Below are 14,510 nucleotides of genomic sequence, written 5' to 3'. Positions count from 1 at the left end.
GATGGTGGTGTGATCAGCGACCGAGGTTCAGGTCGAGGCTGCCGTGGACGACCTGCTGGTTCTGCTGGGAGACCCGGTCCAGGTACGTCCGGGACTTGGTCACCTCGGTCTCCAGCGTGCCGATCGTCGCGGCCATGTTGTCCAGCGCCTCGACCTTGAACGTGTCGATCGCGTCCATGGTCGCGTAGATGTTGGCGAACGCGGCCTGCAGCTGCGGCAGCCCGATCGTCGCCGACGCGGCCTGCTGCTGGATCGCGACCGAGTTGTCCCGCAGCATCTCCGAGGTCCGCTCGATCATGCCGCTGGTCGTGGTGTTCAGCGCGGTGATCTGGTCCAGCACGAGCTTCTGGTTGCCGAGCGCCTGCGCGACGATGACCGCCGTACGCAGCGCCGAGACCGTGGTCGTGGACGCCCGGTCGACGCCCTTGATCAGCTCGATGTTGTTCTTGATCACGATGTCGATGGCCAGGTAGTTCTGGATCGACACGGCCAGCTGGGTGAGCAGGTCCTGGTGCTTCTGCCGGACGTAGAACAGCACGTCCTCACGGAACGCCTTCGCCTTGTCCGGGTTGGTCACCTCCAGCTCCGCGATCGCCGCGGACAGTCGCGCGTCGAGGCGCTCCGCGACGTACACGTACTGGTTCAGCCGCGTCATCGCGTCCCAGAGCTGCTGCTTCTCCAGGTTCAACGCGGCGTTGTCCTTGCCGAGCTCGTCCTGGCCGTTGCGCAGGGCGTGCAGGATGCCCTCGAGGTGGCTCTGCGCGGTCTGGTACTTGCGGAAGTAGTCCTCGATCTTGTCCCCGAACGGGATCATCCCGAGGAGCTTCTTGACCCCGGTGGCTTCCTTCGGGTCCAGGTCCTCGACCGTACGGCGCAGTTCGAGCAGCGTCTTGCCGACGGTCGAACCCTCCGACAGGCCGCCTTCCTGCAGCGCCCGCACCGGCGACTGGAGCAGCCGGTTCGAGCTCTCGGCGGCGGCGCGGATGTCGAGGTCGCCCATGCTGCGCACGTCACTGGCCTTCGACGCGAACTCCGGCGAGCGCGGCTCGACCGCCATCAGCGCGGTCAGGAAGGTGTCCACCTTGGTGTCCAGCCCCGGCAACGCGGCCGGGTCGACAGCCGGAGCCATACTCGGCGCCGCGGTCTCGGCCACCGGCTGTGACGGCGGCGGCGCAGTCAGTATCAGTCCCGGCGCGGTCGCCGTCGGCGGCTGCAACGGAGCCGCAGCAGCAGCCTGAGCAGCGGTGTTGTCGGCTTCAGTCATCGTGTTCCCCTCCGAGAGGTGCCCCTGGATACCTCCGTGACGCGCGCCCAATCTAGTCGGTTCCGGGTCCCCACGGGCAGCCCGTTGCCTACTCGTTGTTAGCTGCGGCGATAGCTAACGAAGGAGAAGCCGTCGTGGGCTTCGCGGGCAGTCTCGATCCAGGTGCTGGGGTCGACGGCCGGGAACGTCACGTCGCCGTCGGGGGACTGGTTGACCTCGGTGAGTTCGAGTGCGTCGGCGTACGGGAGGGCCTGGCGGTAGATCTCGCCGCCGCCGGCGACGTACAGCGTGCCGTCGTACTTCAAGGCTTCTTCGACCGAGTGCGTGACGTCGACGCCGGCCGCGGACCAGTCGGGTTGCCGGGTGACGACGACGGTACGGCGGCCTGGGAGCGGGCGGCCGATCGAGTCGTAGGTCTTGCGGCCCATCACGAGGGTGTGGCCGAGGGTGAGCTGCTTGAACCGTTGCAGGTCCTCGCGGATCCGCCAGGGCAGGTCGTTGTCCCGCCCGATCACACCGTTCCGTCCGACCGCGGCGATCAGGATGATGCTCATACGGCGATGGGCGCCTTGATCCCCGGATGCGGGTCGTAGCCGATCAGCTCGACGTCGGCGATCTCGTAGCCGTCGATCGAGTCGCGCTGCGCGAGCTGCAGCGTCGGCAGCGGCCGCGGCTCGCGGGTGAGCTGCAGGCGGGCCTGGTCCAGGTGGTTCAGGTACAGGTGCGCGTCGCCGAGGGTGTGCACGAAGTCGCCGACCTCGAGCCCGGTCTGCTGCGCGACCATGTGGGTGAGGAGCGCGTACGACGCGATGTTGAACGGCACGCCCAGGAAGATGTCGGCCGACCGTTGGTACAGCTGGCAGGACAGCCGGCCGTCCGCGACGTAGAACTGGAACATGGTGTGACACGGCGGCAACGCCATGTCGTCCACGTCGGCGACGTTCCACGCGTTCACGATGTGCCGGCGGGAGTCCGGGTTCTTCTTGATCGACGCGATCAGGTTGGCGATCTGGTCCACGTGCCGCCCGTCGGGCGTCGGCCAGGACCGCCACTGGTAGCCGTACACCGGACCGAGTTCGCCGTCGGCGTCGGCCCACTCGTCCCAGATCGAGATGTTGTTCTCGTGCAGCCACTTGATGTTGGTCGAGCCGCTGAGGAACCAGATCAGCTCGCCGATCACCGACCGCAGATGCAGCTTCTTCGTCGTCACCGCGGGGAACCCGTCCCGCAGGTCGTACCGCGACTGGTACCCGAACACGCTCAACGTGCCCGTCCCGGTCCGGTCGCCCTTCTCCGCCCCGTTGTCCAGCACATGCCGAAGAAGATCCAGGTACTGCCGCATGCCGCCACGCTACCTCAGCTCTTGATCTTCCCCACCGCATCTCGGAACGCGTCGCTCAACGTGCTCTGACCGAAGTGCCCGACCGGGAGCAGACTGAGCGCTGCCGGAATCAGCAAGCTCAGCCTGACCGTGACCAGATCGGACGACTCGATCCCTGGAAGCGCCCCGGCGAGCAGGGCGGCCAGTCCGAGGACCACAGGCGGGTAGAACCGGGCGAGCCGCCGACGCCAGGTCATCCGGGGCAGCACGTCTCCGTCCGGTCCGACCGCGTCCCACGCGCCATTGGCCAGCTCCGTCGTCGTACGCCGCACAGTCGTCACCAACTCGTCGTACGAGCGCTGCTGGTCGACCCGAGTCGCCGACGCCGGTCGCGTCGAGGACTGCTTTGCGGCGGAGCAGTGGGTCGAGGGCGGCCCGCTCGACGGGCGTCGCACCGAGGTTGTGCAGCCGATTCCGCCCGTCCTCGCGCAGGATGCGGGCATTCTCGAGCACCGGCCAGCCCAGGTCGGTGGCTGGTGGATCCGGCGTGCTGTCTGGCATTGTGCGGTCCTGCCGTGTTCGGTGGGTGACAGGAGTTTCACACAGCTCACCGATCCGGGCCGATCGGCTCGTGTCGCGGGGCTACTGGAAGACTCGCGGCGTGGAACAGGTGTTGACGCTTGTGGTGCGCGTCGAGAAGAACGGGCGGCCGGGGCAGACGGATGCGCTGGAGACGGCGGCGCGGGCGGTGCTCGCGATTCTGGCCGATGAGCGGTCGTACGGCGAGGGCGAGTGGGCGCCGGCGATGACGGCGTGGCAGGACAACCGGATCCGGAAGATCACCAAGCGGGCCCGTGGCGCCGAGTGGCGACGTACCGAGGCGTTGCCCGGGATCACGGTGCACGGGACGGGCGTCGGGTCGGACGGGGCCGCGGCGGAGGTGCGGGTGTTTCCGCCGACGGCGGTGGACGACGTACCGCCCGAGTTGTTCAAGCTCCAGGTAGCAGGCACCGACTTCGAGGACACCGCCGACCTCCCGCCGCTCGAACCCGGCGTACCGGTCTTGTGGGTCAACCCCGCCCTGGAAATGTCCAGCGGCAAGGCAATGGCGCAGTGCGGGCATGCCGCCCAACTCGCCTGGTGGGCGCTCTCACCGGAAGCCCGCAAGGAATGGGAAGCGGCCGACTTCGCCCTGGCAGTCCGCACCGCGACCCCACCCCAATGGACCCACCTGCTGACCACCAACCTCCCTGTAGTCCAGGACGCCGGCTTCACCGAGGTCGCCCCGGGCTCCCGAACGGTGATCGCGGATCATCCTTTGCTGACGCGGTAATGCAGGTGGGTGACGCGGTCGCCTTCGATCACCTTCGGGTCGTCGAGCAGGAGCTGCTCGCCCGCGTAGTCGCCGAAGAAGCGCTTGCCGGTGCCGAAGATCACCGGGACCAGGTTGTACGAGAGTTCGTCGACCAGACCGGCCCGCAAGGCCTGTCCGGTCAGGTTCCCCGCGGCCAGTGAGATGTCGCGGTCGCCGGCGAGTTCCTGGGCCTTTGCGACGGCCTGCTCGATCCCGTTGACGAACGAGTACGGCGCATCGGGGAACGGCCAGTCGGTCGGCGGCTGGTGCGTGACGACCACGACGTGCTCGCCGAACGGCGGGATACCTTCCCAGCCGTTGGTGATGTCGAACAGATGGCGGCCGCACAGCACCACACCGACCCTGCCCCAGGCCGAGCTGATGTAGTCCGCACTCGCCTGGCTGACGTGGAACGGGCGGCCGGGATCCGTCCCGTACAGCTCGATCGGGCCGTTGTTGTACCAGTCGAACAACGGCCCGACCTCGTCCTCGGTGGTTGCGACGAAGCCGTCCAGCGAAACGACGGCAGACGCGATGACGTTGCCCATGGCTACACCGAGATGCCGACGACGACCTGGCTCATGATCAGCTCTCCTTCGCGAGCAGCTCGGCCAGGCGGTCCATCGAGTCGTTGATGCCGTTCTCCATGCCGTACTCGATCGACTGGTCGCGGGCCTCGACGGACGGGAACACCGACTGCTGGTGCAGCCGGACGCCCTTCTCGGTCGGCTCGAGCGTCATCTTCTCCAGGCAGACCTCGCCCGGCGCGCCTTCCCACTCGAAGGTCTGGATGACCAGCTTGTCCTGCTCGACGGCGTGGAAGACTCCGCGGAACGCGTACTCGCCGGAGTCGTCACGGTGGATGTAGCGGTACTTCCCACCGGCGCGTACGTCGTACTCCTCGATCGTCGCGTCGAGGTCGCGCGGGCCGAGCCACTCGGCGACCAGGTCGCGGTCGGTCATGATCCTGAACAGCTGCGCCGGCGTGGCGGCGAACTCACGCGTCACCTCGACGAACGGGGTGCCGGCCGGGGCGTTGATGGTGGTGCCACTCATGATCCCTGCTCCTTCAGTAATGCTTCCATCCGTCGGAAGCGGCGTTCGGTTTCGAGCCGGTGCTCGTCGATCCAGCTCGTCAGTGCTTCGAGGGCGGCCGGCACCAGATGGCACGGGCGGCGCTGGCCGTCCCGGGTCCGGGTGATCAGCCCGGCGGCCTCGAGCACCTGGATGTGCCGCGACACCGCCTGCTTGGTGATCGGGAACGGTTCGGCCAGCTCGTTCACGGTGGCCGGCCCGCGCGACAGCCGCGCGACCATCGCCCGCCGCACCGGGTCGGCCAGCGCCGCGAACGCCCGGTCGAGCTGGTCGTCGTCAACCATCATCTTTATCAACCATTCCCTTGATCAACCGATAGATTGACTATAGGCATGGTCGACTGCTGCCGTCAAGCGGCTCAGATCGTCTCGAAGGCCGCCATCATGGCCATGTCCTCGTGTTCGAGGTTGTGGCAGTGGATCAGGTACTTGCCTTTGTGGGCGGTGAACTTGACGAGGACCTCGACGACCTCGGCGGGGCGGATGTCGACGGTGTCCTTCCAGCCGTGGTCGTACGCCGACAGCTTGCTGCTCCCGCCGCGGGTGAGGACCTGGAACGGCGCGAGGTGGACGTGCACCGGGTGATGTACGTCGGTGACGAACGACCAGATCTCGTACTGGTCCAGCTTCACCTGCGCCTGCATCACCGCGGGATCGAACGCCTTCCCGTTGATCGTCCAGCCCCGGTGATCGCCCGCGCTCCCGCGACGGAACCGCCACTCCCGCCGTACGACACCAGCCGGCTTGGGCGTCACGGCGTACGACGAGAGCGTCGCCGGAATGCTCGTGTCATCGGGCGCCTTGCGGGCGATCTTGAAGCGCAATACGCCGGAATTGTTGTCGAGCTTGTTGACGACCGTGACCTCGTCGCCTGGCTGGTACTGCGAGAAGTCGACGATCACGTCGAACCGCTCGGCCGGCGCGATCGCCAGCGTCTTGTGATCGACCGGCTTGTCGAGCAGTCCGCCGTCGCTGCCGATCTGCACGAACTTCGCGGGCCCCTTGTCGAAGGCGAGCTCGTACCGGCGGGCGTTGCTGGCGTTGAGAATGCGGAAGCGGTACCGGACCGCGTCCACCTCGTGCACCGGCCAGGGCGCGCCGTTCACCAGCGTGACGTCGGCGACAACACCTTCCATGTACGCCGACTCGACGCCGGGGCCGTCCTTCGCGGCGGGGTACAAGAAGGACCCGTCCGCGTCGAACGCACGGTCCGCGATCACCAGCGGGATCTCCCGATCGTCCTTCGGTAGCGGGAGGTTCGCCTCCTCGTCGTCCCGGATGATGTGCAGACCGAACAGTCCGCGGTAGACCTGTGGTGCGGTGTAGTCCATCGTGTGGTCGTGGTACCAAAGGGTCGCCGCGCGCTGCGTGTTCGGGTACGTGTATGTGCGCTTGCCCATCGCCATGTCGCCGCCGGACATGTGGTGGCCGGTGTGCTGTCCGTTCGCGGGCATGGTGAGGTCGAGCGGCCAGCCGTCACTCGGTGCAGGGGTGTGGCCGCCGTGCAGATGCACCACGGTCGATACCTCGAGTTGGTTGACCTGCTCGACCACGGTGGTGCGTCCGCTGCGTACGTCGAACGTGGGGCCGGGCAGCAGGCCGTCGTACCCCATGACCTCGGTCTTGAGGCCGGGGAGGATCTCCACAAGAGCTTTGCGCTGCACGACCTGGTAGTAGTCGGCGTTGGCATCGGAGCGGATCGGCTTCTTGACCGGTGGGATCGGCAGTGGCACCTGAAAGGGTGTGGGCAGTTTCGCCCTGCTACGCAGGAGTTCTCCGGCCTGTGCGGGCTTGGCCTCCTGGCCGCAGCCGCTCAAGGTCAGGGCAGCGCCGGTAACTGCAATGAACCCGCGGCGGGACATCTTCATCGTTTCGCCTCCCGGCGGTTCAGGCGTGCGGTGCGGCGGAACGACCAGACCGTCATCCAGCAGACGGCGCCGACGATGGCGGTCCCGAGCGGGACGTGTACGGCGAAGTTCTGCAGGTAGCCGAACGTGAGTTGGACGAACTCGGCGACGACCAGGAGCGGGGAGACCAGTGCGGGCCAGATCCGGCCGCGGCCAACGAGTGTGTAGCAGGCGGCCGCGACGGACTGGAGAAGCGCGAACATCCAGATGGAGCCGCCGATCGTGCTGTGCACTTCGGTCATCGCGTCGACGTTGCCGGCCAGGAAGTAGCCGGCTGCGATCGGCTGCGCGATCACGAACGCGGCGTGCAGAACCAGCGTGATCCGCAGTACGTGCAGGCTGACGCGCGGCCGACGTACCTTGGCCGCCGGCTGCGGTTCGAGGGCGATCATGCGGCGACCAGCTGTCGCTTGTTGACCCAGAGCGCGAAGGAGACCGTGGCCGCGACCAGCGCGATGCCCAACGGGACGTGGATCGCCAACTGGCGGCTGTAGCCCATGGCGATCTCGACGACCTCGCCCGCGACGATCAGCAGACTCGCGGCGGGCGCGGTCCAGCGGCCGTCCCTCCGCCACCAAACCGTCGCCACCAGGAACTGCGCGAGTCCGAGGAAGGCCAGGGCGAGCCCGATCGGTTCGTGCATCCGCAGGCCGGAGGGGGAGCCGTCCAGGTAGACCCCCGCGAACACCGGCTGCAGGCAGATCGCGAGGGCATGGACGCCGGCCGTCGCTCGGAGCACGTTCAGGACCTTCATGTAGACAGACAATAGTAGTCTGGCTACATGTAGGGCAATCAGGTATTACCCGGAGGGGTCAGGTCAGGTGCCCCAGGGGTGCGACGGAGATGCCGGCACGTTCGCAGACCCACTGCGGGTCAGGGCCGAGCTCCGGCTCGATGCGGAGCTCGTGGTCGTGCAGGTCGTCGCAGGCGGTGCAGCGCGGCCAGCGGACCCCCGAGTCGGCCAGGTGATCCTGGACGTCCTGTGCGACCAGGCCGGCGATGTGTTCGGCGCCGTCGGGCCACTGATCCAGCCACCACTGACGACCGGCGACGGCGTCCTCCAGCAAGGACACCATCACCGCGTCGTCGAAGCCACGCGCGGCGAGGTCGTGCAGCACCATCGCCCGCGCGGTCAGCAACACCCCTGGCTCGTTCATCGCCCTTCAGAGTGCCAGACGCCTCCGACAAATCCACGCGACGAGCTCTTTGAGCCCCCACCAACCAGATTTCCGTCGCGGATTCGGTTGGTGGGTGCTCAAAGTTGGGTCAGCTGAGGGAGCAGGTGGGGTCGATGCGGTTGGCGAGGCGGACCTCGCGTTCGGCGGCGGCGCGCAGTACGGCGCCGATGCGGGTGCGGATCGCGAACGCGCGACGTGGCGTGGGCTCGTCGTACGGCTGCTGGGGAGCGTTCGGGAGCGCCGACTGGGTGAGGCTGCGGGCGTTCTCGACGGCGGTGTTGCCGGCAATGAAGTACGTCATGGTTCTGCTCCCTCCTGAGAGCGTGATCGTTCGACCCGGGAACCGAGTGGTGTCCGGGGAGTGTGTGGAGTTGTCAGTGCTTGGGCGCCGGTCCGCTGGTGGAGCGGACGATCAGCTGGGTCGGCATCAGGAGCTGGCGTTCGGTGGTGGCCGGGTCGAGCAGGATGCGGCCGACCGCCCGCCCCTTGTCCTTGATCGGCTGCCGGACCGTCGTCAGCCCGGCCGCCGACGCGGCGGGGATGTCGTCGAATCCGGCCAGGCTGAGATCGCGACCCGGGGTCAGGCCCCGGACCTTCATCGCCTCCAGTGCACCGAGCGCCTGGACGTCGCTCAGCCCGACGATCGCCGTCGGCCGGTGCTGCGAGTCGAGCACGAACTCCGCGCCCCGCAGTCCGGAGGCGAATGCGTTGTGCCCGCCGGAGACGATCCGCAGCCGCGCGTCCGGCATCGCCTTCTGCAGGCCCCGGATCCGCAGCTCGCAGTCGGTGTACCCGACCTCGTCGAGCGTCAGCTCCACCGGCCGGCCGCCGGCTGCCTGCGCGTTGTCGACCAGTACGACGACGTCGCGGTGACCGAGCCGGGCCAGGTGCTCGCCCAGTTGCGCGGCCGCCTCGACCTCGTCGATCGCGACCCAGGACAGGTCCGGGTGATCGCCCCGATCGGTCGACACCGCGGGGATCCCGCGGTTGGCGAGGATCTCGAGTGCCGGATGACCGCCCGGCACACAGAAGATCGCCGCCCCGTCGATCGCGGCCTGCTGGACGGCGGTGCTGCCGCCGACGATGTCCGTGGAACTGAGCGGCATCAGCAGCAGGCTGGTGGCGAACTCCTCGGCGACCTCCGCGAGCCCGGCCAGGAAGCCGACCGCGTAGGGGTCCGAGAAGGCGTAGGCCAGCTTGTCCGTGAACAGCACCCCGACGGCGCCGGCCTTACCGCTGCGCAGGGCGCGCGCCGAGGCGTCCGGTCCGGCGTACCCGAGCTCCTGGGCGGTGGCCAGGATCCGCTCGCGCAGCGCGGTGGAGAGCTGGTCGGGCTTGTTGTAGGCGTTCGAGACGGTCGACGGCGACACGCCCACGGCCTTCGCCACGGTCTTCAGCGTCACGCCGGCCATCGTCTTCCACCTCTTCTGTATCGTTCTTCTAAATCGTTCTAGAAAAACGATACAGAAGACCGTGCGGGAGTGCAACAGCAATCTGGGAGATGATGGCGCGCATGGGTTCGTTGCTGGAGATCATCGCGCTGCATCCCGCGGATGCGGAGGCGGCACAGGAGGGTGGGGCGGACCGGCTGGAGCTGTGCGCCTCGATGGAGGCGGACGGGTTGTGCCCGTCGGTGTCGACCGTCAGTGCGATCCGGCGGGTCACCGACCTGCCGTTGCGGGTGATGCTGCGGCTGGAGAACTCGTTCACCGCGAACGGCGCCGACCTGAACCGGCTGACCGCGATGGCGCAGTCGTTCCTGTCCGCAGGGGCAGACGGCTTCGTGCTGGGGTTCCTGACCCCGGACAACCAGGTGGACGTCGAGTCGTTGTCCGCACTGGTCAGCACGTTCGCCGGTACGCCGTGGACGTTCCACCGCGCCATCGACGCAGTACTCGACCAGCAACCTGCCTGGCGTGCACTGCGCACCCTGCCCGGGCTGGACTGCGTACTGACGGCTGGCTCGTCCATCGGTGTCAGCCACGGTCTGGATGACCTGTGCAAGCTGGCTCGCGAGGACTCTGCTGTAGCCGGCGTGATGATGGCAGGTGGCGGTCTGCAGCCCGAACACGTGCCCTGGCTGTTCCAGAGCGGCGTACGGCGTTTCCACGTCGGTACGTCGGTCCGCCAGGACGGCTCGTGGACGAAGGCGTACGTGAACTCCCGCTTCGTGCGCTCCTGGCGCAACCTGCTCGACGCCCAGGACGCGCGCGAATGATCCTGATCGATCCGCCCGCCTGGCCCGCCTGGAACCGTGTCTGGTCGCACCTGGTGAGTGACGAGTCCTACGAGGAGCTCCACGCGTTCGCGAAGGCGGCCGGCATTCCGGCCCGCGGCTTCGACCGCGACCACTACGACGTACCCAGTGACCGCTACGACGACCTGATCGCCGCCGGCGCCGAACCTGTCGACAGCCGCGAGCTCGTGCAGCGGCTGATCGCTGCAGGTCTGCGGCACCGAAAACGGCCCCCGACCGGTTGAGGTCGAGGGCCGTTCTTGTTCAGTCGAGCAGTTCGGTCACTGTGCCGGCGGCGACCGTGTGGCCGCCTTCGCGGACGGCGAAGCCGAGGCCGACGTCCATCGCGATCGGCTTCTCCAGTTCCACGCCGAGCTCGATCGTGTCGCCGGGCATCACCAGGGCGATCTCACCCAGGTCGATCCCGCCGGACACGTCCGTGGTCCGGAAGTAGAACTGCGGCCGGTAGTCCGCGGCGAACGGGGTGTGCCGGCCGCCCTCGGCCGTGGACAGCGCGTGCAGGTTCGCCCGGAACTTCCGGTGCGGCTGCACACTGCCCGGCAACGCCACCACCTGGCCGCGACGGACCTCGTCGCGCTTCACGCCACGCAGCAGCACCGCCGCGTTGTCGCCCGCGTCTGCGGACTCCAGCGACTTGCCGAACGTCTCCATACCGATCGCCGTGCTGGTGACCGTCGGGCCGAGACCTACGACCTCGACCGCGTCCCCGAGCTTCAGCGATCCGCGCTCGACCGCACCGGTGACCACTGTGCCGCGGCCGCTGATGGTGAGCACGTTCTCGATCGGCATCAGGAACGGCTCGCCCAGCTCACGGTCCGGGACCGGCACGTAGTTGTCGACCGCGTCCAGCAGCTCACCGACCGCGGCGGTCCACTGCGGGTCGCCTTCCAGCGCCTTCAGACCGGACACGCGCACGACCGGTACGTCGTCACCCGGGAAGCCGTACTCCGACAGGAGTTCACGGACCTCCAGCTCGACCAGGTCGAGCAGCTCGGGGTCGTCGACGGTGTCCGCCTTGTTCAGCGCGACCACCAGGTACGGCACGCCCACCCGGCGCGCGAGCAGCACGTGCTCCCGCGTCTGCGGCATGGCACCGTCCTGTGCGGAGACGACCAGGATCGCGGCGTCCACCTGGGCGGCGCCGGTGATCATGTTCTTCACGTAGTCGGCGTGCCCGGGCATGTCGACGTGCGCGTAGTGCCGGGTCGCGGTCTCGTACTCGACGTGCGAGATGTTGATCGTGATCCCGCGCTGCATCTCCTCCGGCGCACGGTCGATGCCGTCGAAGGCGACGAAGCGGTTCACACTCGGGTCGCGCTCCGCGAGCACCTTGGTGATCGCCGCGGTCAGCGTGGTCTTGCCGTGGTCGACGTGACCCATCGTCCCGATGTTGAGGTGCGGCTTGGTCCGCACGAACTGGCTCTTGGCCATGAGAAATCCTTTGTCTGTCAGAAGATTCGGAATGAGCCAGGACCCTCCGGCAAGCCCTCCAGTGCTGTCACCGCGTGGAGGGGGCCGGTTCGAGCCACCCTCCTCCGCGGGTCCTGCGCAGCAGGAGGAGGGTCAGCTTCGAGTGGCCGAATCGACTGACAGTGCCCACGTGGGAGCGCCCGTCAGGCCGGTGCCTGACAGGTCTAGCTCTAGAACCACGCGGAACATGTTGGTCACGGTAGATAGGAACGCTGCCCGGAGCAACAGAAATTCCCGCGGCTCAGTTCAGCGCGAAGAGCCGGGTGCCGTCGGAGAAGATCGGGCGTGCGGCGGCGACCGTGACGGCCGGCTTGTTGCAGGTGACTTCCTCGGACTTGGCCACCGACTGCGTGTTCGGGCTGGGCAGGATCGGCCGCGACTGGATGCCGGTGGTGCCGATCATCACGGGAGAGCAGCTGCCGTTCGGCTGCGGCATCAGCGTGACCACACGTCCGTCCGGCAGCAGTCCGAACCCGTTCCGCGGGTACTCCGGTTGCTGCAGACGCGGCGGCACCTGCAACAGGTGATGCCACTGCGGTGTCCCGTCAGCAGGGCTCGACGACGACACGTCGTACGTCTGGGGCTGTCCGGGGTCGTTGCCGGTCCGGCAGGTGATCAGCACCAGTGAGGCGTGTGTGGCGGCCAGTTGTGCGTCGCAGGACGAGGACCCGAGCCGTGGCCGCGGTGTGCCGGGCACGGGGGTCGCCCAGATCAGGTGGCCTTCGCTGGTGTCCACGGACCACTGGTACAGCGTGCCGCCGGCGGCAGCCGTCCAGACCAGCCCGGAGACCTCACGGGTGTCCGGTACGGCGACCAGCTCGCCGACCCACGTCGACGGGTCCAGCTCCGCGCTCAGGTCGATCCGCGCGCCCAGGTCGACCTCCCACCGCTGTGCCCCGGTCTTGATGTCCAGACCGCGTACGACGGCACTGTTCCCGGCACAGGCGTCGACGACGACCGCCTGGTCGCCGACCAGCTCGCCCTGCGTCACGTTGCAGCGCACCTGCGCGCGCCAGTGCGTCGGGCTGCTCACGCCGTGCGCGACCACGTAGTTGCCTTCAGCCACGAGCAGCTGGTCCGCGTCGACGGCCAGCGCGGTCCCGTCGGTGTCGACCTCTGTCAGCACCTCACCGCTCACAGCGTTGAGTACGGCGTACGTCGGCAGCTTGATGCCCGCGGGTTCGCGGTAGTCGGAGCGGGGGAGGTGCGCGACGATGGTCCGTCCGTCCGCCGACACCAGCAGTCCCTTGGCGCCACTGGACGCGGCGTCCTGTACGTCGGCCCGGGCGTAGCGCCACCGGATCTGACCCGTGGCCGCGTCGGACATGACCACGCCGTCCGACCGCAGTTCCGCGACGCCACCCGCCGTACCGATGATGGCACCGGTCGCCGGTACCTGACGGCTCCAGGCCAGCGTCCCGTCGAGCTGCACCGGCAGCTGCGTCGGCTGGGCTGTCGTGGTCGTGCTGACCGTGTTGGCGGTCTCCAGCCGGGCCTGTACGAAAGGCTCACCAGCCGACACCACGACCCACGCCAGCAGCGCGCCACACACAGCGGTCGCACCAACTCCCAGCCAGCGCGGGGGAGCCTGTGCGTACGGCGGTGCGAGCCGCAACCGTCGCGCCAGCGCCAGCAACGCGCCGGCCAGGACCAGTGCGACAGAAGCGAGCAGCAGGTACGGCCAGCGCTCCGACATGGCCGCACCGGGCTGCGCCACCGGCCAGCGCCACCAGCACACGCCGATCGCGATCAGGCCGACGGCAGCGAAGACAATCGCCGGGATGGTCACCAGGCGCTGCTGCGAGCGCCGGAACCACGCACAGGCCAGTCCGGCAGCCGCAGCGGTACCGGCGATCGGTGCCCAGACCGGGAAGCCGCCGATGTCGGACGGTTCGGCCGGCCACTTGGCGGCCGCTCCGAGGCCGCGGCCCAGCAGGACCGAGGAGGCGACGACCGCACCGAGGGCAGCACCGAAGTAGATGACCGGGACCAGCCCGCCGATCGGCCGGGCCGCCTTAGGGCCCAGCGACCCGACCTCCCGGGTCAGGTTCTCTCTGGCCGGTCGTTCCCACTCCTCGTGGCCTCGCGGGGTCGCGTACAACCGCGTCTCGCTCAGGCTCTGCAGGAACGACATCCGGCCGCGGGCGAAGTCCCGGTCGGCGACGTGCGCGTACTCCTGCCGGATCCCGGCGGCGTACTCGTCGTACCGCGCTTCCGGCAGGCTCAGGATCCGCAGGTCGGCGTCGCAGAGCACCGCGCCGTTGCGGTCGTCAGCGGCGCAGTCGTGCTTCGCGGTCAGCCGGACCAAACGGCCGATCTCCTCGACCCGCTCGGCCTCGACGCCGTACGCCGCCAGTTCGAGCTCGGCCAGCTGGGCCGAGACTTCCTCGTTCTCGCCGGGGTCGGCCTGCGGGTCGTAGATCGCGTCGTGGAACCAGGCCGCCAGCCGGACCGCGTCCGCGTCGTCGGCGTACTCGGCCAGCTCGTCGACGGTCTGCAGGACCTCGATCAGGTGCTGCTGGTCGTGATAGTGGCGATGTTGCTCTGCGTAACGAGCCAGCAGATCATCGCCCAACGGCTGCGCGTGCGGCAGCAGGCGATTCCACCGGTCGCGCAGGTCCATGGCCAAGGAGTCTGGCACCGGTAGGGACCCTCGGCCGACCGA

At 68.4% G+C, this 14,510-nt stretch carries 18 protein-coding genes; 3 read left to right on the top strand and 15 right to left on the bottom strand.

Annotated elements, in window-relative coordinates; genetic code table 11:
- Positions 1–13: 13 nt before the first annotated feature.
- The 4 genes from ACWF0M_RS24205 to ACWF0M_RS24190 all read right to left on the bottom strand — a co-directional run bounded on the left by ACWF0M_RS24205 (position 14) and on the right by ACWF0M_RS24190 (position 3,040).
- Positions 14–1,264 (bottom strand): toxic anion resistance protein, encoded by a 1,251-nt coding sequence (locus ACWF0M_RS24205; protein ID WP_452237970.1) that lies wholly within the window; start codon positions 1,262–1,264, stop codon positions 14–16.
- A 98-nt stretch (positions 1,265–1,362) separates the two neighbouring features.
- Positions 1,363–1,818 carry a dihydrofolate reductase gene (locus ACWF0M_RS24200; protein WP_452237969.1) on the bottom strand — a complete coding sequence of 152 codons (456 nt, stop codon included), beginning with the start codon at positions 1,816–1,818 and terminating at the stop codon, positions 1,363–1,365.
- On the bottom strand, positions 1,815–2,606 hold the full coding sequence (locus ACWF0M_RS24195; protein ID WP_452237968.1) for a thymidylate synthase: 792 nt from the start codon (positions 2,604–2,606) through the stop codon (positions 1,815–1,817). Before ACWF0M_RS24195 ends, ACWF0M_RS24200 begins: the two co-directional genes overlap by 4 nt.
- A gap of 14 nt (positions 2,607–2,620) precedes the next feature.
- Positions 2,621–3,040: a hypothetical protein gene (locus ACWF0M_RS24190; RefSeq protein ID WP_452237967.1), complete on the bottom strand. Its 420-nt coding sequence runs from the start codon at positions 3,038–3,040 to the stop codon at positions 2,621–2,623.
- 206 nt (positions 3,041–3,246) lie between these two features.
- Between ACWF0M_RS24190 and ACWF0M_RS24185 the strand changes: the two genes are divergently transcribed.
- Positions 3,247–3,918: a peptidyl-tRNA hydrolase gene (locus ACWF0M_RS24185; protein WP_452237966.1), complete on the top strand. Its 672-nt coding sequence runs from the start codon at positions 3,247–3,249 to the stop codon at positions 3,916–3,918.
- Here the strand turns inward: ACWF0M_RS24185 and ACWF0M_RS24180 are convergent.
- The 9 genes from ACWF0M_RS24180 to ACWF0M_RS24140 form a co-directional block, all read right to left on the bottom strand.
- Positions 3,897–4,487, bottom strand: a complete 591-nt coding sequence (locus ACWF0M_RS24180; RefSeq protein ID WP_452237965.1) for a dihydrofolate reductase family protein — start codon at positions 4,485–4,487, stop codon at positions 3,897–3,899. The genes ACWF0M_RS24185 and ACWF0M_RS24180 overlap by 22 nt on opposite strands.
- Before the next feature lie 37 nt (positions 4,488–4,524).
- Positions 4,525–4,995 (bottom strand): SRPBCC domain-containing protein, encoded by a 471-nt coding sequence (locus ACWF0M_RS24175; RefSeq protein WP_452237964.1) that lies wholly within the window; start codon positions 4,993–4,995, stop codon positions 4,525–4,527.
- Positions 4,992–5,321 carry an ArsR/SmtB family transcription factor gene (locus ACWF0M_RS24170; protein ID WP_452237963.1) on the bottom strand — a complete coding sequence of 110 codons (330 nt, stop codon included), beginning with the start codon at positions 5,319–5,321 and terminating at the stop codon, positions 4,992–4,994. Before ACWF0M_RS24170 ends, ACWF0M_RS24175 begins: the two co-directional genes overlap by 4 nt.
- A gap of 71 nt (positions 5,322–5,392) precedes the next feature.
- Complete coding sequence (locus ACWF0M_RS24165; protein ID WP_452237962.1) at positions 5,393–6,766, bottom strand: multicopper oxidase family protein; 1,374 nt, start codon at positions 6,764–6,766, stop codon at positions 5,393–5,395.
- Between the two features lie 131 nt (positions 6,767–6,897).
- Positions 6,898–7,332, bottom strand: coding sequence for a hypothetical protein (locus ACWF0M_RS24160; RefSeq protein ID WP_452237961.1), 435 nt, complete (start codon positions 7,330–7,332; stop codon positions 6,898–6,900).
- On the bottom strand, positions 7,329–7,694 hold the full coding sequence (locus ACWF0M_RS24155; RefSeq protein WP_452237960.1) for a hypothetical protein: 366 nt from the start codon (positions 7,692–7,694) through the stop codon (positions 7,329–7,331). The genes ACWF0M_RS24160 and ACWF0M_RS24155 overlap by 4 nt, the downstream gene beginning before the upstream one ends.
- A gap of 58 nt (positions 7,695–7,752) precedes the next feature.
- Positions 7,753–8,097: a hypothetical protein gene (locus ACWF0M_RS24150; RefSeq protein WP_452237959.1), complete on the bottom strand. Its 345-nt coding sequence runs from the start codon at positions 8,095–8,097 to the stop codon at positions 7,753–7,755.
- Positions 8,098–8,206: 109 nt separating this feature from the next.
- A complete protein-coding gene (locus tag ACWF0M_RS24145) occupies positions 8,207–8,419 on the bottom strand; it encodes a hypothetical protein (protein ID WP_452237958.1) in 213 nt (70 codons plus the stop codon).
- 73 nt (positions 8,420–8,492) lie between these two features.
- Entirely contained in the window at positions 8,493–9,530 is a 1,038-nt protein-coding gene (locus tag ACWF0M_RS24140; RefSeq protein WP_452237957.1) for a LacI family DNA-binding transcriptional regulator, read from the bottom strand.
- Between the two features lie 101 nt (positions 9,531–9,631).
- Between ACWF0M_RS24140 and ACWF0M_RS24135 the strand changes: the two genes are divergently transcribed.
- Both ACWF0M_RS24135 and ACWF0M_RS24130 read left to right on the top strand, forming a co-directional pair.
- A complete protein-coding gene (locus ACWF0M_RS24135) occupies positions 9,632–10,336 on the top strand; it encodes a copper homeostasis protein CutC (RefSeq protein WP_452237956.1) in 705 nt (234 codons plus the stop codon).
- A complete protein-coding gene (locus tag ACWF0M_RS24130; RefSeq protein ID WP_452237955.1) occupies positions 10,333–10,599 on the top strand; it encodes a DUF4031 domain-containing protein in 267 nt (88 codons plus the stop codon). Before ACWF0M_RS24135 ends, ACWF0M_RS24130 begins: the two co-directional genes overlap by 4 nt.
- 19 nt (positions 10,600–10,618) lie before the next feature.
- On the opposite strand, the gene tuf is transcribed toward ACWF0M_RS24130, so the two are convergent.
- Together tuf and ACWF0M_RS24120 are read right to left on the bottom strand one after the other, a co-directional pair.
- Positions 10,619–11,806, bottom strand: a complete 1,188-nt coding sequence (gene tuf, locus ACWF0M_RS24125) for an elongation factor Tu (RefSeq protein WP_452237954.1) — start codon at positions 11,804–11,806, stop codon at positions 10,619–10,621.
- 280 nt (positions 11,807–12,086) lie between these two features.
- Positions 12,087–14,486: a hypothetical protein gene (locus ACWF0M_RS24120; protein ID WP_452237953.1), complete on the bottom strand. Its 2,400-nt coding sequence runs from the start codon at positions 14,484–14,486 to the stop codon at positions 12,087–12,089.
- Between the last annotated feature and the right edge of the window lie 24 nt (positions 14,487–14,510).

The organism is Kribbella sp. NPDC055110, from assembly GCF_053607525.1.
The sequence above is the reverse complement of the archived record's forward strand: the minus strand, read 5'-3'. Positions and strand labels throughout refer to the sequence as shown.